The following is a 23,231-nucleotide window of genomic DNA, read 5'->3' as shown; positions in this document are numbered from 1 at the left end:
GGAAATCACTATGTCACTGGTTATCATCTTTTTCCTCGGCTTCATTTTGGCTGTAGTCATCGGCCAGAAGCTGAAAATCAACTGCGGTTTTGTTGCAATCGCATTAGGATTTGTTATCACCTGGCTGTTCGGAGGCGAGAACAGCACCTCGAATGCTTTCATCAAAGCATTCCCGGTAACCTTATTCTGGAACTACACGATCCCGGTTATCTTTTACGCATTCGCAAGCGCAAACGGTACCATGCAGCTGTTAGGCCGCAAGATCGCTTACAAGTTTCGTGAAACCCGCTGGGCACTTCCGTTTGCGATCGCAATCGTTGCAGCAGTCGTTGCAGCAGCAGGTGCAGGTACCATGAACACCGCGATCGTCGGACCTCTGGCATGGGGCATGAGCATCGCAGCAGGTGTCAGCCCGCTGGTTGTACCGTTTGCACTGTGGAGTGGTTCCTTCATGGGTTCCTTCCTTCCGTGGACTTCCAACGGTTCCTTACATGTAGGTATGTATGGACAGTATCTTGAGGGCGTTGACCCGATGGCAATGTGCATGCGTTCTGCAATGTTTAACCTGGTTATGGGTATCGTTGTTCTGGGTGTTGTTTACTTCATCAACAAGGCATGGAAGTTAAATGACAATGGTGCAGAAGATTTTATGCATGAGCCGGAGCCGTTCTCTAAAGAACAGAAAAACACCATGATCATCATCCTTTGCTGTATCGGTCTGTTACTGATTCCGTCTATCATCAATCAGTTCACTCCGAATGCAGTCTGCAAGTGGATGAGCAAGAACTTAAGCATGCCGGTTACCGCTACCGCAGGTATCAGCCTGGTAGCAGTTCTTGGCGGAAATGATATCAAGAAAGTATTCTCAAAAGATGTAAACTGGAACATGATCTTCATGATTGCTGGTATGGGTATGTACTGTACTCTTGCAAACACCCTTGGTGTTGTAGATACCCTGGGACAGGCAATGCAGAGCCTGCCGGCATTCCTGATCGCACCGTGCTTCGCACTGCTTGGTTCCGCACTGAGCTTTGTAACCTCCGCTGCAACCGTTCAGCCGCTGATGATGTCCATGATCCCGGCGCTGGCACCGGTAGCAGGTGTTCCGTTCGGCGCACTGGTTATCCCGCTGATGCTTGGTACCGGATGTACTTCCATGAGCCCGATTTCCACTGGTGGAGCGCTCTGCCTGGTAGGATGCCCGAACGAAGTAGCACCGAAGGTATTCAACCGTCTGCTTTACACCGCAATCGCATCCATGATCGTAGTCGCACTGCTCTGTGCAACTCCGATTATCATGATCGGCGCATAAATTCCTGTTTTCATCCTGTGTAGATAGGAAACCGTTGCTGTTGGCGCAGTGCGCAAACAGCAACGAAAGAACCTGTGTGGAACTTGCCGCACAGCGCTGGAAGAAAGGAGGCATGCATGATCGGCACTGGGTCATGCATGCTTTCTTTCCAACGAAATATGTAAATATCAACATGTTGAAATTCCTAATAAACTTGCAACCGGTGACATAGTTGTGATATGTTGAAAGAAAAGAAAATGCTGCTGTTTGCGCAATGCGTGAACAGCAACAAGAAAAGGCAAGGGGGTTGAGATGTATGGCTGCAGACCGCAGTGTAACAACAACAGTATTTAATATTCAGACCTATTGTATCCACGACGGCCCCGGAATCCGGGTTACCGTATTTGTAAAGGGCTGTCCGCTCCGCTGTACTTGGTGCGCGAATCCGGAGTCCAATTTAAAGAAACCACAGCTGATGTTTTACAAAGACAAGTGTACCGGATGCGGTCGGTGCGTGGAAAATTGTCCGAAACATGCGGTTAAGATCCGGGAAACCGACGGTGCTTACCGGGCATACACCGACCGTTCCATCTGTGTGGACTGTGGTGCCTGCGTAAAAGACTGTCCGGCTGAAGCAAGAGAGATCGCTGGTGAGATCATGGATGTCCAGACGGCTTTGGACCGCGTGCTGGCAGACAAGCTGTTCTTGGATACCTCCGGAGGCGGTATGACCATAAGCGGCGGCGAATGCCTAGCATGTCCGGAGTTTTCCGAGAATCTTCTGATGGCGGCACATGAGGAAGGAATCTCTACCGCAGTGGAGAGCAGCGTTTTTGCGACGCCGGAGGTGATCGACCGGGTATATTCCCATGTAGATCTGGCTTTGTGTGACATCAAACATATGGATCCGGAAAAACACAAAGAGTATACCGGTGTGGGCAATGAACAGATCTTGAAAAATATCATTCATATCAACCAGGATCTGCATGTACCGGTCTGGATCCGCGTACCGACCATACCGGGACACAACGACAGCGATGAGAACATCGATGCAGTAGCACGTTTCGTTTCCGAAAATCTCACCAAGGATACCAGAGTCTGCTTACTCCCTTATCACAGACTGGGCGAATCCAAAAATGAGAGTCTTGGACATGAGATGGACTGGTCTATTGAAATCCCATCTGATGAGCATATGAACCATTTGAAGGAAATCGTGGAATCCTACGGCATCACCACACAGATCGGCGGCTGAGAAAGGCGGGAATACAGATATGGCATTTGATTTAAACCGTTTTTACCGGGAACTGGATGAACATTATGGGGCGCATGACAATGAAAAGACCGAAGCATTTTTAAAAAAGAGCAAAGAGACGGCAGACCGGGCCGGTACACCCATGCCGGTCAATACCGGCTGTCCAAGCTGTGTGCCGCCCCTGGACCCCAACTGGGCTTTCGTTTCCGTGTGCAATGAGATGGCCTGCTTTTACCGCGGCTTAAGCCGGTTTGAGGAATCGCTTGCCACCTTCGAAGAAGCGCAAAAGGAACTGGAATCGCTGTACCAGCAGCGCTCGGCGGAGTATGCGACAGTTCTGTTAAACAAGGCCGGGACTTATCGTTATATGGGAGATACCGAGAAGGCACTGGAACATTTCCAGAAGGCTGCACGGATCTTTGAACAGCATCCGGACTGTCCTAAGGCAACGCTGGCCGGTCTTTACAACAACATCGGCCTGGTGTATCTGGACCAGAAAAAACCGGAAGAAGCATTGGGAAGCTTTGTGCAGGCCATGAATCTTCTGGAAGCAGAAGCGGATGTTCTCGTGGAAACCGGTACGACCTGGAATAACATGGCAGCAGCCCTGGACATTCTTGGCAAGACGGAAGAAGCGAACATGGCACTGGAAAATGCCATCGCGATCTTAAAGGAGATCGATGACGGTTCCAATCCGCATTACCCGGCAGCGTTAAACACGCGCGGAACTTTAAAGTACCGTGCAGGGGATTACGCAGCAGCCCTGGAAGATTTTCAGGCTGCTCTTGAAAAGACAAAGCTGGTGTACGGCGAAAATGTGGAATATGCCCACGGGTGCAGAAACTGCGCTGCTGTATGTCTGGCCATGGGTGACGATGCGGGTGCAGAAAGCTGGCAGCAGAAGGCCGACGAGATCCTGAAGCATCTGAAATAAAAGTCAAAATGAAATAACATCAAAGGAGAGAGGTAAACATCATGTACGAGAGAATCGAACGCATCAAAAAGCGCGTGATCGTGGACCATTACCCGATCTGCATTGAAAAATACCGCATTACGGCAGACGTACTGGAACATTCCAAACACGATCCGGCCATGATCCAGCGTGGTAAAATGCTGAAGGCATACGCAGAGCGGATGCCGATCGCCATCGCAGACGATGAGCTGATCGTTGGTCTGGGCGCATCCAAGCCAATGGGACTGGAGATCGATCCGAACTACGGAATCTGGACACAGGACGAGATCGACAGCCTGATCGAAGATGGCTACATCATGGATGAGCAGGACCAGAAAGACTTACAGGAACTGAACAAACATCATGACCCGGCTACCCAGATCGGTATGCAGGGCGATATCTTCTATGAGCAGGAAGACGAGCGGATCTTAAAGCTGTTAAAGGCAGGTCTGGTGCTTCCGCCGTGGAAAGACAAATCCGAGGGCCGCGGTGTCGGCGGCGGCTACGCACAGAGCGGACTTGGCCTTGGACCGAGCCTGGTACTGCTGCTTGTAGACTATACCAAGATCCTGGAAAACGGTACTCTGGCTCTGATCGACCAGGCCAAGGAATGCCAGAGCAAACTGCGCTTTACCGATGCAGAATCCATCGACAAATTCCGTTATTACCGTGCGGTTGTTATGGCATTTGAGGCAATGAATACCCTGGCTGACCGCTATTCTGCCCTGGCCTTTGAGATGGCAGAAAAGGAAACTGATCCGGTCCGCAAAGAAGAGTTAAAGACCATCGGCGAGACCTGCGCGTGGGTTCCGAGACACAAACCGCGTACCTTCCGTGAAGCCATCCAGTGCTTCTGGTTCCAGTTCTTAATGCTCAGCCCGAGCACCACACTTCCGGGCGGCCGTTTTGACCAGTACATGTATCCATACTACAAGGCAGACCTGGAGGCAGGACGCATCACAAAAGAAGAGGCGATCGAGCTTCTCTGCTGCATGCGCTTAAAAGATATGGAACTGAACCGTACCTCCGGAAAGAATAACCGTAAGAAAAATGCCGGTTTTGCAAAGTGGCATAACTTTATCATCGGCGGCGTAAAGCCGGATGGTACCGATGCGACCAACGACTTAAGCTACATGCTTCTCGATGCGGCACTGATCACAAAAACCCCGCATCATACCATTACCCTGCGCGTGGCTCCGTCCACCCCGAAGGATCTGCTCTTAAAGGGTGTGGAGTGCATCAAGGCAGGCTTAAGCATGCCGGCCTTTGTCAGTGATGAAAGTTACACCGAGTTCTTCACCATGCATGGCGTTTCCCTGGAAGATGCAAGAGACTTCGCCATCACCGGCTGTCTGGACGCAAACCTTCCGGGCAAGAGCCGTACGGGCCCGGTTCCGATGACCATCATGACTGTCATCTTCGATCTGTTCCGCCACAACGGCATCAATGTGAAAAATGGCGAGCTGGCTGGAATCCAGACAGGCGACTTCACCCAGTTCAAGGATTTCGAGGAGCTGTTTGCTGCATGGGAGAAGCAGTTTAAATACTGTGTCAGCGTAGTAGGCGAGCGCAACAACGTAGAGCTGAAGGTAACCCAGGAAGTACTTCCGGATCCGCTCCGCAGCGCTTTGATGTACAACGGAATCGAGAGCGGCAAGGACATCTGGTGCCGTCATGACATCCCGTTTGATAATACCGCATCCGTATGTACCATTGGTATGGTCAACGTAGGAGATTCCCTGGCTGCCATCAAGAAGCTGTGCTTCGACGAGAAGAAGTACACCTTAAAAGAGCTTTATGATGCACTGGAAGCAGATTGGGTTGGCTATGAGGATATGCGCAAGGACTTCCTGGATGCACCGAAGTTCGGCAACAACGATCCGTATGTCGACGAGATCGTGGCACGCTGCTACAAGATGTTTACGGATTTCGTACCGACTCTGACAACGATCACCGGCGGAACCACTGTTCCGTGCGGCATCTCCATCACCAGCCACCAGCCGGGCGGTCTTTTAACCGGAGCAACCCCGGACGGAAGAAAAGCAGGCACACTCCTTGCAGACGGTACCATGAGCCCGATGCAGGGCATGGATACCCACGGGCCGCTGGCAGTGTTACAGTCTGCCATGAAGGTAGACCAGGATCCGTTCCAGGCAACCCTTCTGAATATGAAGTTCCATCCGTCTGCATTAAAGACGGAGAGCGACATGGAGAAGCTTGCATCCATGATCCGCACCTACTTAACGAACGGCGGAAAACATGTGCAGTTTAACGTTGTGGCAAAAGAAACCTTGATCGACGCAAGAAACAACCCGGCAGCGCACCGGGATCTGGTAGTCCGCATTGCAGGCTACAGCGCATATTTCGTACAGCTGAATGATTCCATGCAGGAAGAAGTGATCAACCGTACCGAGCACACCTTATAATTCATAAATGTATGACAGAAGCTGCCCGGCGCGAATGCAAGGGGCAGCTTTTGCTGTATAGAAACAAAAAGCAGTGGCAAACGAAACGGTTGCTGGGCATGTATGTGTGACCGGCAGCGAAAAAACAGTGAAAAATTGCGTAACTGTGAAGGTACTGAACAGTTACAAAACCGTAAAACAAGAAAGGGGTAACAGCATGACAGAACGTGTAGAACGGGTTAAAAAACGGATCCGCAGTGTCAAACAGTATCCGATCTGTGTGGAGAAGGCGCAGATCATCAAGGACAGCTTTGAGAAGAATGACGGATATCCGCAGATCATCCGCCGTGCACAGGCAGTGGCAGATTATCTGGACAAGAAGACCATCTTCATTCAGGATGATGAACTGATCATTGGCAACGTAGCCAGCAAGCCGATGGGCATGGAGCTTGGCTCCCAGGGTCCGGGCTGGCCGGATGACGATCTGGATGATCTGTTAGCAGGCGGCCAGATCACCATCACCGATGAAGAAAGAAAAGTCTTAAGAAGCCTGGATGATTATTTCCTGGATAAGGGAAGAACCCAGGATGAGTGGCAGGGCAGCTACTATAACGATGAGCGTCTGTGGCCGTTTATCAAAGCCGGATTCTTATGCCCGCCGTGGCAGAAAAAGAACCAGGGCCGCGGACAGGGCGCAGCCGGTGTGGGCTGGGGCCTTGGCATGGGACCGACCAGCTTAAACTGCCCGGATTATGAGAAGGTGATCGCTACCGGTTATCAGGCAATCGTGGACGAGGCAAAGGAGCGCCTGTTAAACTTACGCTTCTACAGCGATGAGGCAGTGGAGCAGGCAGACTTCTATAAAGCCTGCATCATCGGCTTCCCGGCCATGATCCGTCTGGCAAACCGCTATGCAGACCTGGCAGAAGAGATGGCAGCAAAAGAACCGGATGAAAAGCGTAAAGCCGAGCTCTTAGAGATCGCCGAGACCTGCCGTCAGGTTCCGGCAAAACCGGCACGCACCCTGCGCGAGGCAGTACAGGCCTTTTACTTCTACTGGATCCTGATCGGTTCCGGTACCACTCCGGGCGGCCGTTTTGACCAGTACATGTATCCGTACTATAAGGCAGATCTGGAAGCAGGCCGTATCACCCGCGATGAGGCACTGGAACTGTTTGAGCTGCTCCGCTTAAAGATTATGGAGATGAACTTTGTAGGCGGCGGCAAGGGCCAGCGTGAAAAATGGGCAGGTATGGCGAGATGGCACAACTTTGTCATCGGCGGCTGTGACACCGAGGGAAACGATGCGACCAATGAGGTAACTTACCTGCTTCTGGAAGCAGCAAAGGAGACTAAGACTCCGCACAATACCCTGACTATCCGTGTCAACAAAAATACACCGAAGGAACTACTCATCAAAGGTCTGGAAGTTGTCCGTACCGGTATCGGTATGCCGGCATTTATCTCAGAGGACAGCTACATTAACTTTGTGGTAAAAGAGGGCATCGATATTCACGAGGCGCGGAAATTCGCCATTGCAGGCTGCATGGACTTAATGCTTCCGGGCGCTTCCAGAAACCAGGCATTCGGCATGATGCTGGTGCCGATGATCCTGGAACTTGCCATCAACAATGGTGTCAACCCGAGAACCGGCTATCAGATCGGACCGAAGACCGGAGAATTTAAAGATTTCAAGACCTACGAGGAATTCTATGAGGCATTCAAGACCCAGTTAAAGACCGTCATCGGCATGGTCGTAGAGGAGCACAATATCCTGATCATGGCACAGAGACGCCTGTATCCGGATGTCTTCCACAGTGCATTCCTGGTAGATGGCATGAAGGTGGCAAAAGACGGTTTAAGCCGTGTCATGCCGTTTGAGAATGGATGTGCCATCAACGTAGTCGGTATGGCAAACACCATCGACTCTCTGGCTTCCATCAAGAAAAATGTATTCGATGACAAGAACATGAGCGCAGAAACCATGTACGAGGCATTAAAGGCAAACTGGGAAGGCTACGAGAAAGAGCATAAGGAATGCCTGGATGCACCGAAGTACGGCAACAATATCGACTATGTAGACCAGATCGGCGCAGGACTCTGGCATGACCTTGGCCAGATCGTGCGTACCTTTACCTCCGCATTTGGCGGAAAACCGGTCCTGCCGACTGCAATTTCCATCACGGCACACGCACCGGGCGGCGCACTGACAGGCGCAACCCCGGACGGACGTATGGCAGGCGAGACCTTCGCAGACGCGTCTATCAGCCCGGAACAGGGAAAAGATACCTCCGGACCGCTGGCTGTGTTGCAGAGTGCCATGAAGATCCCGCAGGGCGAGTTTATGGCAACCCTGATGAATATGAAGTTCTCACCGAATACGCTCAAAACCGAGAGCGACCTGGAAAAACTGGCTGTTATGATCCAGACCTACTTAACCAACGGCGGCAAGCAGATCCAGTTCAACGTTGTGGATAAGAAGACCTTGGAAGCAGCAAAAGTAGAAAAAGAAAAATACCGTGACCTGGTTGTCCGTGTAGCCGGTTACAGCGCATATTATGTAACGCTGACCGAGCGTGTTCAGGATGAGCTGATTAAGCGTACGGAGCAGGAACTCTAAAACGCAGGAACGGAAATTGCGGCAAAACTTCAGGAAAAAAACAGAAGCAACAACCGAAGGAAAATGTCAGCTGCACGGTCAGGCTGCAGCTGGCAGATTGAGAGAACTCAGATGCCGGTGCAGTGTATGCGCCGGCATTTGGATTTTATGCACAAACATGAAAAATCAATCTGTGCTTGATGCACACATAATTTTGATTTTGTGTGAAAAGATTGTCGAACATGTCGCGCGATGCTAAGATGAAGAAAATTGATGGGGAGAAGGGGGAGACCATGGGGATTAGCTATGAGTTAGCAAAATTCATTGCAGAAACACAATACGAAGATATTCCGAAAGAAGTCTTTGAGACCCAGAAAAAATCCATTGTAGATGGAATTGGTATCACACTTGGTGCAGCAACACTGGGTGACGGATGTCGGGAATTTGTGGAACTGGCAGTGGAGAACAGCAGCGGCGGAGCAGGAGAAGCAACCGTCATCGGTTTTGACAGGAAACTGCCTGCAGGCTGGGCAGCATTCGCAAATGCAGCCATGGCCCATTCACTGGATTTTGGAGATACCCAGATGGATGCAGTGGTTCATTCCAATGCTTCTACGTTTCCGGCAGCACTGGCAGTTGCACAAAAACTTGGAAATGTAGATGGAAAAAAGCTTTTGACTGCGCTGGTTCTTGGAAGCGAGACAGCCTGCCGTGTTTCACTGGGATCCAATGAGGATCTGGAAAAGTACGGATATTACATGCCGACGATCTATACCTCATTTGGAGCTACGGCAGCAGTTTGCAAGCTGCTGGATCTTACACCGAAGCAGATCGTGGACGCATTCAGTTTTAACTTGTGTCAGACAACCTGCAGTTCCGAACTGATGAATAATTCCAAAACCGTCATGCGCTCTGTCAGAGAAGCATTTTCAGCGCGGAACGCAGTGCTGAGCGGACAGATCGCTGCAAAGGGATTAAACGGGTTTGAGGAACCGCTGGAAGGAAAACTTGGATTTTACCATGCGTATGCGCGAGACAACTGCACATTAGAGCGGGTAACAGAAGATCTTGGAAAGAAATATTATGCGGGAAGCCTGTATTTCAAACTGTGGCCAAGCTGTGCAGGAACACATCCGGGAATCATTGCAGTGACAGAACTTGCAAAGCAGCATCACATTCTTCCAGAAGAGATCGAGCGAATTCATGTGGTTGTTTCACAGCGAAACAAAATGCTGATGGAACCGGAAGAGATCCGGAAAGCCCCGACGACATCGATCATTGGAAAATTCAGTATTCCGTATACCGCATCGGTTGCACTGGTGAAAGGAAATGTAACACTGGATGATTTCCAGCCGGAAGCATTCAAAGACAAACGTGTGCTGGAGCTGGCTTCGAAATTTACGCATGAAACCAATGAGGGATGGGGAAAAACGGAAGGTATGAATACGGATGTGACCATTTATACTTCCAGGGGAGAGTTCCATTATTTCTACACGGAAGTCGGAAAAGAACGAAAAGATACTTCCATGGAGGAATTGAAGGAAAAACTGAAATCCTGTGCACGCCATAGCCTGCATGAAAAGACAGAAGAGACTCTGGATCAGATTACAGATATGGTGGAGCATCTGGAAGAACTGGATAACATCGAAAAATTTACAGCAATCTTATAGAAAGTGGGGCGGGGGATTATGACATTAACGATATCTTTGATCGCGATCATTCTGGCGATCATCATTGGATGGAAATTTAAAGTAAACGCAGGAATCATTGCAATGGGGTTTGCATTCCTGATCGGGGTTCTTATGGTAGATGGCGGTAAGGTTTCCTCAGTCATTGGATACTGGCCGACCAACATTGTATTCTATCTGCTTGCGATCGCACTGTTCTTTAACTATGCAACAAGCAACGGAACCATGGATCTGCTTGCAAAAAATCTTCTGTACGTATTAAACGGCAACGCAAAACTGATCCCGTGGGTCATCACATTGGTTTGTGCAGTTGTTGCTTTCCTTGGCGCAGGCGCTTCCACACCGGCCATCATTGGACCGCTGGCATTCTCCATTGGCCTGAGTGCAAAGATCCACCCAATCCTGCTTGCGATCGCAGTTGCCTGTGCAACAACCATTGGCGGTGATAACCCGATCAACGGTTACGGCGGTGTTGTTTCCAAGAGCCTGATCGAAAACACAAGCTATGCGGCAAGTGCAAACCAGATCAGCTACTATATCTGGATCAATGCCTGCATTAAACAGCTTCTTGTTATCGCTGTATGCTACATCATTTTCAAAGGCTACAAAGCAGCAAGAGTCAATGTAGAAAAACCGGAAAAGTTTAATCCGACCCAGAAAAAACAGCTTACCCTTCTGATCGTTGCTTTAGTTGCCATGGTTGTGCCGGCAATCTTAAATACCTGGGTAAAGACTCCGTTTATTTCGAAAGTCGCAGCAGTATGTCAGCCTCAGGCTGTTATGGTATTTGCAGCAATCTTATCAGTATTCCTGAAACTTGGCGATGAGAGAGAAGTGATCCGCAAGATCCCGATGAATACCCTGATTCTGATCGCCGGTATGTCGATGCTTCTTGGTGTTGCAAAAGACGCCGGTATGACCGATGCAATCGCAAATATCATGAGTAACAGTATTCCGAAAGCCCTGGTACCGGCTGCACTGGTTGGTTTTGCAGCATTCTTAAGCTTCTTCTCCAGCGGTACCGGTGTTGTATGTCCGCTGTTATACCCAATGGTAGAAGGACTTGCAGCAAACCTTGGTCTGAATCCGGTTATGCTGTTCTCCTGCATTTTCATCGGAGCTATGAGTTCTTCTGTATCTCCGTTCTCAACCGGTGGTGCAATGACAATTGCAGGATGCCCGGACATGAAGGTAAAAGATCAGTTATCAACCTGGATGATTCCGGTAGCGATCATCATTCCGATTTCTGTAGCGATCGTAGCTACCCTTGGATTATTTGGATTCTTCCACATTTAAAAAGAAACGGAGAAACCTATGAAAGGAATGAACCTTGCAAGAGACTACTTTATGCAGTACGGACGCCCTATGCTAGAGGAGCGTTTCGGGGCGTATATGTCGCGCATCACAATTGGTCTGTGTGGGGAAGGTTCCGAGTGTTTTGGATTTGACGATGAAATTTCAAGAGACCATGATTTCGGTCCGGCCTTCTGCTTATGGCTGGACCGGGAACTCATGGAAGAGATCGGGGAGCGGCTCATAGCAGAATATGAGGCACTCCCTGCCTCATTTTACGGGATGCCGGTCCGCCGTGACAGCCGTATGAGCGGCCACCGGGTTGGTGTGTGGGAGAGTGGGGCGTTTTACCGTCATTTCCTTGGCAGTACAGTGGGGCCGCAGACACAGATGGAGTGGCTGAACCTGCCGGACAGCTATCTGGCAGTCGCAACAAACGGCGCTGTCTTTCAAGAAGGAAGCGGCTCTTTTCTGGAAGTCCGCGGCCGCTTAAAGGCCGGGCATCCGGAGGATGTACGCATCAAAAAGATGGTGGCACGGGCAGCGAATATGTCCCAGTCCGGACAGTACAATCTGCCGCGCAGCGTGCGGCGCGGGGAATACGTGGCAGCGGGGCTGGCGCTCGCGGAGTTTGTGCGTCATGGCATGGTCATGATCTACCTGCTGAACCATCGGTATGCGCCGTTTTATAAATGGATGCACAGGGGGCTTGGAGAGCTTCCGATTCTGGGAACGACGCAGAAGCTGTTTGCGCAGTTAATGGATCCATGCCCAGAGTCCTCCTTCTGGGAGCAGAAACAGGAACTTATTGAAATGATCTGCAGCCTGATTTCTGCCGAGTGGCAGCGACAGGAGCTGATCGGGACGACCGATCCGTTTTTGCAGAATAGTCTTGATGAACTCATGAAACAGATTCAGGACCCGCACATTGCGGCATTGCCGTGGCTGTACGGGTAGGGTGTATACAACATGTCATCTGGACGAGTGATAGGTTTGGAAAGAACCGGACAACCAAAGCACTGGAATGAGAATGACAGGCCGGATGCGGCGATGAAATAAAAAGAAGGAGGTGATATAGAAATGGAGCAAGATGAAAAAAGCATGGCACAGGAAGAATCGAATCTGGGAAACAAAGAATGGAATCCGGAACGGAAAGATGCAAATCTTGATAACGAAGCCTTGATCAAGGAAATCGTCCAGACGGAATGGGCGATGTTTGACCGGGTTTCTAATGCAGGCGGAAGAGCCGGCTGCCAGGATGACTGGGAAACCTTCGATATTATGCGGCGAAGCCAGTTTGTGGTATGGGACCGGGTAAGCCTGGAATCTTACCGGAACGATCTGCAGCAGGCAGAAAAACAGGGCAGAAACCTTCTCACAGAAAAATACGCTTATATGATGCAGGATACCTGCCCGGAAGAATATCAGAAGATTGCAAAAGAGCTTCCGGTGCTTTCCAAAGAAAAACAGAAACTGGTGTCGGAACTGACCGAACTTCAGACCAGATGGATGGAGCGTTTCCATGAAAGTCATCCATTGTTTGGCAGTCAGGGGCGGGCAGTCCGAAAGAAAGATGCTTACCCGGGGGAGGCATCGGTGGAGACGTATGCAATGGGAGAGTTATCGACCTATTCCGAAAAGACCCTCGCATGTTTAAAAGCCTGCTATGAAACATTAGAACAGCAGGAAAAACATCCGGAGGTCTTACAGATGGACTACATGGCGCGCTGCTATGGGTATCAGTCTGCAGAGGAAGCAGAGCAGCGGCTGAGACAGTCCCGGAGCCAGTCGATATAGGATTTTTCGCGCATGATAGCGCCTTCCAGTACCATGAAGTCGCCGAATTCACGGGTGCCGATGGCAGGGGCAATATTATTGTGATGTTCCTGCATCATATCGGACAGGTACTGTTCTTTTAAGATATGCTTTTGGAGCTGGTTGGTAAGATGGGTTTTTAACTGCTCCGGGGTCATAAAATCAGAAAAGTACATGCGCAGGCGGAAGACATCCTTCGGGGTGGCTTCCAGCGCTTCGTCTTTCATGAGCCATTCCTGAAGCTGCTGTTTTCCGGCATCGGTGATAGAGTAGAGTTTTTTCTCCAGCTTTTCTCCCTGGATGATCACTTCGCAGGTGACCAGTTTTTCTTCCATGAGACGGCTCAGTTCCGGATAGACCTGGCTGTGCTTGGCGTACCAGAAATTTGCAAGGTTGTTGCTGTTAAATTCGCGGGTGATATCGTAGCCGGTCATGGGCTCCCGATTGATCAGTCCCAGAATCGCATATTTTAAAGTTCTCATAAGAACGTTCCTCCTATATCAAAAATGGCAGCTCCCTGGGAAGACAGCCGTACTGTATATCACAGTATGTCATGATTGATATGTAAATTTTAACATAAAAATGGAAAATGAAAAATAGAAAAATAATTTGTCATGGATATTTCACAAAAATTCGATTTTAAAATCGTGGAATACGCTGAAAAAAGTCATGGTTTTACATGTATATATTTACATGTACTTGTATACATGGTATAATATGTTAATAAAATAACGCAGAAATTATTTTACTACATAGTAGAAAAGAGGAGGTATTTTCATTATGGCTAAGTTTATTACTGCCAGAGAAGCAGCACAGCTGATCCCGGACCACGCAACCGTAGGTGTTGCCGGTATGGGACTTTCCGGCTGGCCGGAGGAGGTTGCATGTGCGATCCGTGATAACTTTGCGGAAACCGGACATCCTTGTGACTTAAACTTAAAGCAGGCAAGTGCACTGGGTGACTGGGGTTACGGAAACAAGTTTAACGGTTGGGACAGAAACCCGCTCCCGGAGGCAGATACCGAACATGGAAACCGTGGTGTTACCCGTTTCGGTGAAGCTGGTCCGGGTCTGATCACAAAATGGACCAGTGCCCACATCGGAAGTGCATTTACCCTTTGCGACCAGGCACGTCAGGGCAAGATTGAGACCCACTGCCTGCCGCAGGGTGTCATCATCAACCTTTGGAGAGAGTGTGCAGCAGGCCGTCCGGGTCTGATCACCAAGACCGGTCTTGGTACTTTCGTAGATCCGCGTGTAGAAGGCGGACGCATGAACGACTGTGCAAACTCCGAGGAAGTGGTAAAACTGGTAGAATTTAACGGAGAAGAATACCTTTTCTACCCGGCATTCAAGTGCGATGTTGCATTGCTTCGTGGAACCATCGCAGATGAGAACGGAAATATCTCCTTCGCACATGAGAGCGTTGTGAACGAGGGCTTTGAGGTAGCAACTGCAGTCAAGAACAATGGCGGTATTGTTATCGTACAGGTTGAGTACCTGGCAAAGAAAGATACCTTAAATCCGAAGGATGTTAAGATTCCAGGAAAATTAGTCGACTATGTGGTACAGGCAAAGGATCCGAAGTCCTGCTGGCAGGCTGAGGGAACTTACTGGGAGCCGTCTTATTCCGGACAGATCAAGATTCCGTTAGACAGCATCCAGCCGCTTCCATTCGATGAGAGAAAGGTTGTCTGCAGACGCTGCGCTATGGAGTTAAGAAAGGGCGACCTCATCAACCTGGGCGTCGGCATGCCGGCTGACATTGCAAAAGTTGTTGCTGAGGAAGGTCTCATTGAAGATGTGACCATGAGTACCGAGAGTGGTATGGTAGGCGGTGTTCCGTCTGCACTGCCGAGCTTCGGAAGCGCTTATAACCCGGAAGCAATCCTCTCTCCTCACGAGATGTTTGACTTGATCAGCGGCGGCGGTCTGAACATGACTTGCCTTGGCATCGGTGAAGTTGACGGAGACGGAAACAACAACGTAAGCCGTATGGGCAAGAGACTGACCGGACCTGGCGGATTCATCGATATCACTGCAGCAACCCCGAAGGTTATCTTCGCAGGTACCCTTATGGGCAAGGCAAAAGTGAAAGTCGGCGGTGGAAAGCTGGAGATCGTAGAAGAGGGAACCATTCAGAAATTCGTAGAGAAAGTCGGACAGATCACCTTCTCCGGACAGTACGCACCGGACAATCAGGAAGTTCTGTACGTGACCGAGCGTGCAGTATTCCAGCTGATCGACCACAAGATGACCCTGATCGAGATCGCACCTGGCATTGACCTGCAGAAAGACGTTCTGGATCACCTCGGATTTACTCCGGTCATCTCTCCGGACTTAAAAGAGATGGATCCTGGTATCTTTGAAGAGCACTGGGGCGGACTGAAAGAGTACTTAAAATAGAAATGTGATTTCTTTATAATTTTCTAAAAAAGCCGGAAAGCGAAAAATGCTTTCCGGCTTTTTTGTGCTTGGCTTTTGAAATGTTTATGTGTAATGGATTGGTATCATGGGCATTTCTGCAGATTGCGGATGTTCTCTCATATAAAAGGAAAACAAGAGCTGTACACGGGTATTCGGACATTCTAAGTCCAGCTGGAACAGCTCGGAGAGCTTCTGAATCTGTTTGCGCACGGTATTCCGGTGCATGAAAAGTGCACCTGCGGCCTGGTTGACATTGCAGCTGTGGTAGAGGTAGGTGAACAGGACTTTGGCAAAGGCGGTGTTGTTTTCGCGGTCATAAGTTTCAAGCAATGGGATCATAGGATGACAGTAGCAGGCCGGAATGCTTTTTTGCGGGCAGGACTGCTGCAGACGGTCGAGTGCCAGGGGGACCAGATAGTCCTGATAAGAAAAAAGATAACCGGAATCTGCTGTATGTGCGATGGCATAAAGCTGTTTGCACAGAGTCAGATGCTCCCGCCAGGTTTCCTGCTTTTCGGAAAACGGACCGATGGCGGCATAGGCATTGTGCTGTTTCAGCCATTTTGGAAAATGATCCGGAATCGCAGGAGAGACCGTGTAATTTGCGGTGCTGTACAAAACCGTGACCGTGTCCTGATAGAATGCAAGATTTTGTTCCGGGAAAAACTGCTGCAGCTCATTTTTCAGGATGACCTGATGAAGGGCAGGAGAGTCCAGGCTTGGAAAATGAATATCGATCCAGGCGTTCCACTGCTTAAGCGGCCAAGAAAGTTCATGGATCAGGTCCGGAATATCGGAATCGCTGCTTTCCGGATCAGACAAAAGCGCAATTAACCGGTCACAGGCGGTGGGTACGATGTTGTGGTGGAAATTTTTCTGGAAATCCATATGTTTTTCCCATTGACCGGATATCATATAGAGAAAATCATTGGAGGGGATGTCAACATGCAGCTTTGTTTCATACACGAAAAGCAGGATGATGGAAAATCCCTGAAAGTCACGCAGGGAGTGCAGCATGTACTGCGGACCATTCTGGAATGTACCGCATACCGGATTTTCCGGTGGATTGTGGATCTGTCCTACAAATGGGCGGATTTCTTCCGGCAGATAAAAGCAGGAGCAAAGATTCCTGGTGAATGGGATGTCTAAGCCTGTGCAGGAGTAATCCATAAGGATCAAATCGTTTTGGGAATACATGTAGACCGCGCAGCCTGCTACCCGGGACAGCGCCGGCATGATGGTACTGGGATTGGCGTAGGTGAAAGTGGTGTTTAAGTGGGTACGCCAAATGTGGTACATATGAAAACAGGCGAGAAACTGGGAATATACTTCCAGAACACTGGCAGAAATGTGCAGCAGGTTCATATAAGAATGCCGGGTATAGAATCCGGCGGTATCGGGCATGGATTTATCCGCGATCACAAGCGTGAGGCGCCGGAATGGGGTAAACATGTCTTCATGAGCTTGGTAATAGGAGAGGCTGCAGATAAAAATCGTAAGGTCGTTGGGGTTCTGTGCCAGAAAACGGTCTTCTTTCCAAAGAATATACCGAAGATCAGATCCAGAAAATTTTCCATGGCATCATGGAAATCGAATCGATAACAAATGTTCAGCGTTTGCTGGATTTGTTATAATAACCAGTGACAGAAATGCCGGCCCCGGTGAATGCGGGACCGGCATTTCGCGATTTATCCAGGCAGTTTTCTGGCTTTTTAATCGCTTTTGATAGTTGTGTTTGTTTTTTCTTTTTCCAGATTCCGCTTCAGCACCAGAATATCCTCGTGACAGTAGCGTGACATATATTCGATGACGCGGCAGCTGAACAAAAGCCGTTCCCGAAGCTTGGGGTCATCTAAGCTGCTGTCAATGACCTCTTCGATCTTATGGATCTTGTTCAGCATGGTATTGCGGTGGATGAAGAGCGCCTTGGCGGCTTCGCTGGTGTTGCGTTCGTGGAGCAGATAGGTCTGCAGGACTTCCACCAGATTGGTGTGGTACTTTTTGTCGTATAAGACCAGCGCAATCAGTTCATTGTTGCACAGATGCACCAGGTTGCGGCTTCCCAGTTTCTGGCGGGAAGTTTCGGCGGCCAGTTCAATGATATGATAGATACTGTAGTCTTCATAATAGAAAATACGCTGCTTGGGATTCATAATCTGCCCAATACGCAGTGCTTCGTGACACTGGTGGTAGACCGGCGGCAGTGACATGAGAAATTCCGATGCATTGCCGACGCAGGCATAGCCGTGATAACTTTCCAGAATCCGTGAAAGCGCATCTTCGTTGAAGCTGAGGCGGCTGCGGCGCTTCATTTTCCGGATGATCAGGAAAATTTCCCCTTTATAGGTTGTGATATTGCTGAACGGGAAAATGTATTCCAGCTGGTTGATGATGTAGTTCCAGGGAATGGTTGGCCCGGGGTGTTCCGTAGCTGGAAATGCGATCAGCATGGCATGGTAATAGCGCCGGGTGGCAAGTTTGATCTGTTTTAAACGCTGCTGCAGCTCTTCCTCGCTGGCGATCCGGCATTCGATCAGGTCGGCGGCCAGTGCACCGAACTGGGAGTTGCCGCTGTAGTCGCTGCTCTGGTTGTTAAACAGATATTCCGCGACATAGTTTGACAAGAGCTCATTCAGATCAGAATAATACGGATTCGCTTCAGAACTGTTTAAAATGACGCACAGGCGCGCAACGAGTTCATCATGATAGTGGATCAGGCGCACGATCGTGTAATTGCCGCTGAGGGAAGAAATGTATTCCGCGTATTCGCGGTGCTCACCCCAGCGGATCGCAGGTTCATGGTGGATGGTCTGGATGGTGTCATAAGACTGATAACCGTTTTCTCTTAACTCATCGGCGGTCGGATCGTGGGTGTCCGGATCATAGACGGAAGCAATGTGCTTATAACCGGAATTTAAAAGCAGGATCGTGGCATGAAGTTCCTGGTAGGCGTATTCCAAAAGCTTTTGCAGTCCGCCATTTGTATATACGATATGATGCAACTCTTCGTCCCAGACGCGAAAGCGGTGCAGATGTTCATGAAGCCGGTTATAAAGGGAAAGCAGTTCCTGATTCGTCTCAATGATCGTAAGATTTTCAGAGACAGAGTCAGGAAGCAAACAAAGGTCCCCGGCGCTGATCAGAAAGGTTCCCGGCTGAATGTCAGGGTTCTGCAGCAGAAACTCTGAAATGGTGTCTGCCTCACCGATATAGAGATATTCCGGGGAAAGAAGCATGTCGGGGTTTGTCATCAGCATAATGCCGCCGCTGCACGATAAGTTTCCCTGACCTGTGCGGACGTTTATGATCAGATCTTTGATCCATGCCTGAAGCATGGTAGAGGTAAAAAGACTCATGCTGGATCATTCTCCTTGTGACTGCCGGCGAATCCAGATGTATGGAGCCGACAGATTTTAAAAATTTGTTTTAGATAAAAAATGAACAACATTATCATAGTAAAAATATTCTGTTTTGTACAGATAAAAGGGAATTGAACGTCTGAAAATGTGCAGACTGCACATGAAAGTGGGGGGAAATGTGTGCGCTTCCGACCTGTTCCCAAGGTGTTATTTGCGATAAAATTAACATATAAAATTTGCCGGAGCGGTAAATGACATATATGTCAATGGAAAGGAGGATATGACGTTATGGGAAAGGAAGCAGAGGATCAGGCGCTGATCCTGGCTACGGGAGATATCATCATCGATGAACCGGATCCGTATTCTTTCTTCGAGCCATCCAGAGAATTCCTGGCGAAAGGGGACTTTGTGATCGGGCAGATCGAAGTGCCGCACACAGACCGTGGGGAAGCGAACAGTACGGACATCCCGGCACCACCGGCACCACCGGAAAACTTAAATCCGTTAAAAGACTGCGGATTTAACATGTGCACCACCTGCGGTAACCACGCCCATGACAATGGAGTTCCGGGAATTGTGGACACCATTGACCTGCTCAAAAAGCTGGGCATTGCGGTGACAGGAACCGGAAGAACCCTGGCAGAGGCGAAAACACCTGCGATCGTGGAAAAGAAAGGAATCCGGGTTGGCCTCATCGGGTTTAATGCGGTAGGACCGAAAGAGGGCTGGGCGACTTCGCACAAAGCAGGAGTTTCCTATGTACAGATCCTGACGCACCATGAGCCGTCACCGAGAGCAACACCGGGACTTCCGTCAAAGGTTTACACTTTCCCGGAGCCGGATTCTCTGGAAGAAATGCAGGATGCAATCCGTGCACTGCGCAGCCAGTGCGACATTCTTTTAGTAGCACTGCATAAGGGAATGGTACATACCCACGCCGAGATCCAAATGTACGAGAAACCTCTGGCACATGCGGCAATCGATGCGGGAGCCGATGCAGTGATCGGACATCATGCCCACATTCTTCGCGGAATCGAAGTGTACCGTGGCAAGCCGATTTATCACAATCTCGGCAACTTTGTCTGTGTTACCCATGCACTGACACCGAGTGGTGACAACAACAGTCCGGAACGCCTGCGCTGGATCGAACAGCGCAAGAAGCTGTTTGGCTTTACACCGGATCCGGATATGCCGTTCTACGCATTCAATCCGGAGAGCCGCAAGACCATGCTTGCCCGGATGACTGCAACAAAAGAAGGCATTACGGAGTTTGGTTTTGTTCCCTGCTATATCAACAAACAGGGAGCACCGGAAATCCTGAAAACCTATGAGGAAGCCAAAGAGGTCATCGACTATGTAGAACAGATCTCAAAGGAACAGAAACTTTCCATCCAGCTGAAGTGGAGAGCAGAAGGATGGGTACAGGTTACAGGAGAAGAATAAGATCTGCTAACATTCAAAAACAGAAAATGTGTAACTATTCAGTAGGTCTGCGCACTTGCTGCGCTGACCGTACGAAAACATGGGCTAGAAAGCAAAAATCCCATTGCCGAAGGCAATTTTCAATGGATTTTTGCTCGTGACTGTGAAGGTACTGAACAGTTACGAAAATGTTTGAAAATCATGCAGCAAAATAAGGGGGAAACGTTATGACAACAGCAATGGGCTTTATCATGTTGGCGATTATCGTTGTATTATTGATCAGCAATAAAACATCCATTATCCCGGTGTTCGGTATCATCCCGATCGTCGCAGCTTTGATCCTTGGATATGGATTAAAAGACATTCAGGGCTTTATGAACGATGGTTTCAAATCGGTTTTGAATACCATTATCCTGTTTTCATTCGCGGTTATGTTCTTCAGCCTGCTCAGTGATGTAGGTATGTTCGATGTTATCGTAAACCGCGTTATGAAATATCTTGGCAACAACGTTTTGGCAGTTCTTTACGTTGCCTGCTTCGTTACCATTATTTCTCATCTGGACGGCTCCGGTGCAACCACAGCTCTGGTTACCATTCCGACCATGCTGCCGATCTTCAAGAAAATGAAGATGCGCCCGATCTGTATCGTATTTGTTATGTGCCTCTTATCTGGTGCAATGAACATCACACCGTGGTGCGCTTCCATGCTCCGTATTACTTCCGTAACCGGTCTGGATGCACAGGAGTTATGGCGTTACCTGGCACCGATCCAGGCATTCGCGATCGTCATTTCCCTGCTTCTCATGATCCCGATCGCAGCACTCGAGAAGAAAAACGGTGCAGGTATGACTGATGAAGAGTTCGCAGAATTAAAGAAAACCTTAGCCCAGCCGGCAAAAGTTTCTGTCAGCAGACCGGTCCTGATCTTTGATATGGCGTTAACCGCATTCATGATCGTTGGTCTTCTTCTTGGCTGGTTTGGTACCGCAATCGGATTTATCGTAGCATTTGGCCTGGCTCTGATCGTAAACTTCAAGACCACCAAGGAACAGGGCGCGAAGATCAAACAGTACGGCGGCCCGGCGATCAACATGGTTATGACCATTATCGCAATCGGTGTTTTAGTTGGTGTTATGAACGGAACCGGCATGATCGAAAGCATGACCAACACCATCCTTGCAGTGCTTCCAGAAAGCCTTGGCAGACATCTGTGCTTCTTAGTATCTCTTCTGGTAATGCCGATCAATACCATCATCGGTAGTGATAATATTTACTTCGCACTGACCCCGATCATGCAGCAGATCGTCAGCACATACGGTGTAACCGATCTGGCACTGGCAACTTCTATCGTAGTTCCGTGTGCGATCGCAGCTGGTATCACCCTCATCGGACCGTCTCCGTACCTGGCACTTGGCCTGGCAGACTGCACCATGGGTGAGCACCTGAAATATTCCTTCAAATGGATCTGGCTTGTAACCATTTTATGTACCGTATTTGGCGCTGTAATTGGTAAGATTCCGTTCTAATCAAGCGGATTTACGATAAGGGGGAGTATTTATATGAATAAAGAAATCAGCATCTGCTGTGTCGGCGATCTGATTTTAGACGAACCCGGACCTATGGAGCCTTATTTCGAGGGAACGCGGGAAATCCTTGGAGAACAGGATGTGCTGATCGGTCATGTGGAGACCCCCCACACGACCCGCAATCTTCCGTCCTGCATCGATATCCAGGCACCGCCATCCAATCCCCAGCACCTTGAGGTGCTGGCGGATATCGGGTTTGATATTGCCACGGTAGCCGGTAACCACCTGTACGACTGTGGGCCGTACGGCGTGATCGATACCGTGGAAAAATTAAAAGAGCTTGGCATTCACCCTGCAGGGGGCGGTGCCAATATCATGGAGGCGAAAAAGCCTGCCATTGTAGAAAAAGACGGTTTGAAAATCGGCGTACTTTCTTACAATGCGACAGGCCCGCAGCTTGGCTGGGCGACTTCCCAGAAGCCGGGAGCCAATTATGTAAAAGTAGAAACCAGCTACGTTCCGGCGCGGGATATGCCGGGCTGTCCAGCAAAGGTTTACACCTTTATCTGGGAGCAGGATATCCGCAAACTGCAGGAAGAGGTAGCGGAACTGAAAAAACAGGTGGATATCGCAGTGGTGGTATTCCACAAAGGAAACGGCGGTGACCATCCGCGTCTGGATGCATATGAGCAGCCAATGTGTTACGCGGCGCTGGATGCCGGAGCCGACATTATCTTCGCCCATCATCACCATGTACTAAAAGGGGTGGAACTCTATAAGGGCAAACCGATTTATCATGGACTTGGAAATTTCGTCTGTGTGACTTACGCCATGACGGCCGGTTACAATGACACCCCGGAGATGATTGCGTACTTAAAGCAGCGGGCAAAAGAAGGCCGGGGAGACGGACATTATGAAGTACCGTTTTACCCATGGTCGGAACCTTCCCGTTACACCATGATCGCCAAAGTTATGGCAAACAAGGACGGCGTGACAGAGTGCGGATTCATTCCGTGCTACATTGAAAAATCTGGAAATATTGTCGTGAAGACAAGAGACCATGGTGGTCAGAAAGTTCTGGATTTCATTCTTCGTCAGACCGACGGCGCAAATTTAAATGCCGCGCTGCGCTGGAGTGATGACGGCAGTTATGTCATCATGGAAAGCAAGACACCGTGATCGGATTCATGTAAGAGCGTGGA

Annotated in this window: 17 protein-coding genes; 14 read left to right on the top strand and 3 right to left on the bottom strand. The window is 49.5% G+C overall.

Annotated features, from left to right (window positions below):
- Nucleotides 1-10 precede the first annotated feature (10 nt).
- The 9 genes from DXB18_RS04380 to DXB18_RS04340 all read left to right on the top strand — a co-directional run bounded on the left by DXB18_RS04380 (nt 11) and on the right by DXB18_RS04340 (nt 13,277).
- Nucleotides 11-1,312, top strand: coding sequence for an SLC13 family permease (locus DXB18_RS04380; protein ID WP_118706215.1), 1,302 nt, complete (start codon nt 11-13; stop codon nt 1,310-1,312).
- Nucleotides 1,313-1,607: 295 nt separating this feature from the next.
- Nucleotides 1,608-2,543, top strand: a complete 936-nt coding sequence (locus DXB18_RS04375; RefSeq protein ID WP_118706213.1) for a glycyl-radical enzyme activating protein — start codon at nt 1,608-1,610, stop codon at nt 2,541-2,543.
- A 19-nt stretch (nt 2,544-2,562) separates the two neighbouring features.
- On the top strand, nt 2,563-3,477 hold the full coding sequence (locus DXB18_RS04370; RefSeq protein ID WP_118706211.1) for a tetratricopeptide repeat protein: 915 nt from the start codon (nt 2,563-2,565) through the stop codon (nt 3,475-3,477).
- Nucleotides 3,478-3,518: 41 nt separating this feature from the next.
- Complete coding sequence (locus DXB18_RS04365) at nt 3,519-5,921, top strand: pyruvate formate lyase family protein (RefSeq protein ID WP_118706209.1); 2,403 nt, start codon at nt 3,519-3,521, stop codon at nt 5,919-5,921.
- 196 nt (nt 5,922-6,117) lie between these two features.
- Nucleotides 6,118-8,520 carry a pyruvate formate lyase family protein gene (locus tag DXB18_RS04360; RefSeq protein ID WP_147355220.1) on the top strand — a complete coding sequence of 801 codons (2,403 nt, stop codon included), beginning with the start codon at nt 6,118-6,120 and terminating at the stop codon, nt 8,518-8,520.
- Nucleotides 8,521-8,759: 239 nt separating this feature from the next.
- Nucleotides 8,760-10,169, top strand: a complete 1,410-nt coding sequence (locus DXB18_RS04355; protein ID WP_182430470.1) for an MmgE/PrpD family protein — start codon at nt 8,760-8,762, stop codon at nt 10,167-10,169.
- 18 nt (nt 10,170-10,187) lie between these two features.
- Nucleotides 10,188-11,483: an SLC13 family permease gene (locus DXB18_RS04350; RefSeq protein WP_118706203.1), complete on the top strand. Its 1,296-nt coding sequence runs from the start codon at nt 10,188-10,190 to the stop codon at nt 11,481-11,483.
- A gap of 18 nt (nt 11,484-11,501) precedes the next feature.
- Nucleotides 11,502-12,437 (top strand): DUF4037 domain-containing protein, encoded by a 936-nt coding sequence (locus DXB18_RS04345; RefSeq protein ID WP_118706201.1) that lies wholly within the window; start codon nt 11,502-11,504, stop codon nt 12,435-12,437.
- 123 nt (nt 12,438-12,560) lie between these two features.
- Nucleotides 12,561-13,277, top strand: coding sequence for a DUF4125 family protein (locus DXB18_RS04340; RefSeq protein ID WP_118706199.1), 717 nt, complete (start codon nt 12,561-12,563; stop codon nt 13,275-13,277).
- On the opposite strand, the gene DXB18_RS04335 is transcribed toward DXB18_RS04340, so the two are convergent.
- The gene (locus DXB18_RS04335; RefSeq protein ID WP_118541941.1) at nt 13,220-13,777 is read right to left on the bottom strand and encodes a PadR family transcriptional regulator; all 558 of its coding nucleotides are present in this window, start codon (nt 13,775-13,777) and stop codon (nt 13,220-13,222) included. The two genes, DXB18_RS04340 and DXB18_RS04335, sit on opposite strands and share 58 nt — an antisense overlap.
- A 298-nt stretch (nt 13,778-14,075) precedes the next feature.
- On the opposite strand from DXB18_RS04335, the gene DXB18_RS04330 reads away from it, so the two are divergent.
- Entirely contained in the window at nt 14,076-15,701 is a 1,626-nt protein-coding gene (locus DXB18_RS04330) for a CoA-transferase (protein ID WP_118541943.1), read from the top strand.
- 84 nt (nt 15,702-15,785) lie between these two features.
- Here DXB18_RS04330 and DXB18_RS04325 read toward each other — a convergent pair whose 3' ends face one another.
- Nucleotides 15,786-17,021, bottom strand: coding sequence for a helix-turn-helix domain-containing protein (locus DXB18_RS04325; protein WP_207665763.1), 1,236 nt, complete (start codon nt 17,019-17,021; stop codon nt 15,786-15,788).
- Here DXB18_RS04325 and DXB18_RS16320 point away from each other — a divergent pair, their 5' ends adjacent.
- Complete coding sequence (locus DXB18_RS16320) at nt 17,022-17,324, top strand: hypothetical protein (protein WP_207664491.1); 303 nt, start codon at nt 17,022-17,024, stop codon at nt 17,322-17,324. It abuts the gene before it with no gap.
- Nucleotides 17,325-17,434: 110 nt separating this feature from the next.
- On the opposite strand, the gene DXB18_RS04320 is transcribed toward DXB18_RS16320, so the two are convergent.
- Nucleotides 17,435-19,078 carry a helix-turn-helix domain-containing protein gene (locus DXB18_RS04320; protein ID WP_118706195.1) on the bottom strand — a complete coding sequence of 548 codons (1,644 nt, stop codon included), beginning with the start codon at nt 19,076-19,078 and terminating at the stop codon, nt 17,435-17,437.
- Between the two features lie 291 nt (nt 19,079-19,369).
- On the opposite strand from DXB18_RS04320, the gene DXB18_RS04315 reads away from it, so the two are divergent.
- From DXB18_RS04315 to DXB18_RS04305, 3 genes are all read left to right on the top strand, one after another.
- Complete coding sequence (locus DXB18_RS04315) at nt 19,370-20,524, top strand: CapA family protein (RefSeq protein WP_118541949.1); 1,155 nt, start codon at nt 19,370-19,372, stop codon at nt 20,522-20,524.
- Between the two features lie 206 nt (nt 20,525-20,730).
- Nucleotides 20,731-22,029: an SLC13 family permease gene (locus DXB18_RS04310; protein ID WP_118541951.1), complete on the top strand. Its 1,299-nt coding sequence runs from the start codon at nt 20,731-20,733 to the stop codon at nt 22,027-22,029.
- A gap of 33 nt (nt 22,030-22,062) precedes the next feature.
- Nucleotides 22,063-23,208: a CapA family protein gene (locus DXB18_RS04305; RefSeq protein ID WP_118706193.1), complete on the top strand. Its 1,146-nt coding sequence runs from the start codon at nt 22,063-22,065 to the stop codon at nt 23,206-23,208.
- Nucleotides 23,209-23,231 lie beyond the last annotated feature (23 nt).

It is taken from the genome of Clostridium sp. OM02-18AC (assembly GCF_003481825.1).
GTDB lineage: Bacteria > Bacillota > Clostridia > Lachnospirales > Lachnospiraceae > Brotaphodocola.
Note: the sequence above shows the minus strand (reverse complement) of the source record. Positions and strands in the feature narration are given on the sequence as shown.

Bases quoted from the DNA above. Each gene is read 5' to 3' on its own strand.
- DXB18_RS04355 (WP_182430470.1), top strand. From the start codon at position 8,760: ATGAAGAAAATTGATGGGGAGAAGGGGGAGACCATGGGGATTAGCTAT.
- DXB18_RS04305 (WP_118706193.1), top strand. From the start codon at position 22,063: ATGAATAAAGAAATCAGCATCTGCTGTGTCGGCGATCTGATTTTAGAC.
- DXB18_RS04330 (WP_118541943.1), top strand. From the start codon at position 14,076: ATGGCTAAGTTTATTACTGCCAGAGAAGCAGCACAGCTGATCCCGGAC.
- DXB18_RS04350 (WP_118706203.1), top strand. From the start codon at position 10,188: ATGACATTAACGATATCTTTGATCGCGATCATTCTGGCGATCATCATT.
- DXB18_RS04320 (WP_118706195.1), bottom strand. From the start codon at position 19,078: ATGAGTCTTTTTACCTCTACCATGCTTCAGGCATGGATCAAAGATCTG.
- DXB18_RS04360 (WP_147355220.1), top strand. From the start codon at position 6,118: ATGACAGAACGTGTAGAACGGGTTAAAAAACGGATCCGCAGTGTCAAA.
- DXB18_RS04370 (WP_118706211.1), top strand. From the start codon at position 2,563: ATGGCATTTGATTTAAACCGTTTTTACCGGGAACTGGATGAACATTAT.
- DXB18_RS04380 (WP_118706215.1), top strand. From the start codon at position 11: ATGTCACTGGTTATCATCTTTTTCCTCGGCTTCATTTTGGCTGTAGTC.
- DXB18_RS04315 (WP_118541949.1), top strand. From the start codon at position 19,370: ATGGGAAAGGAAGCAGAGGATCAGGCGCTGATCCTGGCTACGGGAGAT.
- DXB18_RS04325 (WP_207665763.1), bottom strand. From the start codon at position 17,021: ATGTACCACATTTGGCGTACCCACTTAAACACCACTTTCACCTACGCC.
- DXB18_RS04375 (WP_118706213.1), top strand. From the start codon at position 1,608: ATGGCTGCAGACCGCAGTGTAACAACAACAGTATTTAATATTCAGACC.
- DXB18_RS04335 (WP_118541941.1), bottom strand. From the start codon at position 13,777: ATGAGAACTTTAAAATATGCGATTCTGGGACTGATCAATCGGGAGCCC.
- DXB18_RS04345 (WP_118706201.1), top strand. From the start codon at position 11,502: ATGAAAGGAATGAACCTTGCAAGAGACTACTTTATGCAGTACGGACGC.
- DXB18_RS16320 (WP_207664491.1), top strand. From the start codon at position 17,022: ATGAAAACAGGCGAGAAACTGGGAATATACTTCCAGAACACTGGCAGA.
- DXB18_RS04365 (WP_118706209.1), top strand. From the start codon at position 3,519: ATGTACGAGAGAATCGAACGCATCAAAAAGCGCGTGATCGTGGACCAT.
- DXB18_RS04340 (WP_118706199.1), top strand. From the start codon at position 12,561: ATGGAGCAAGATGAAAAAAGCATGGCACAGGAAGAATCGAATCTGGGA.
- DXB18_RS04310 (WP_118541951.1), top strand. From the start codon at position 20,731: ATGACAACAGCAATGGGCTTTATCATGTTGGCGATTATCGTTGTATTA.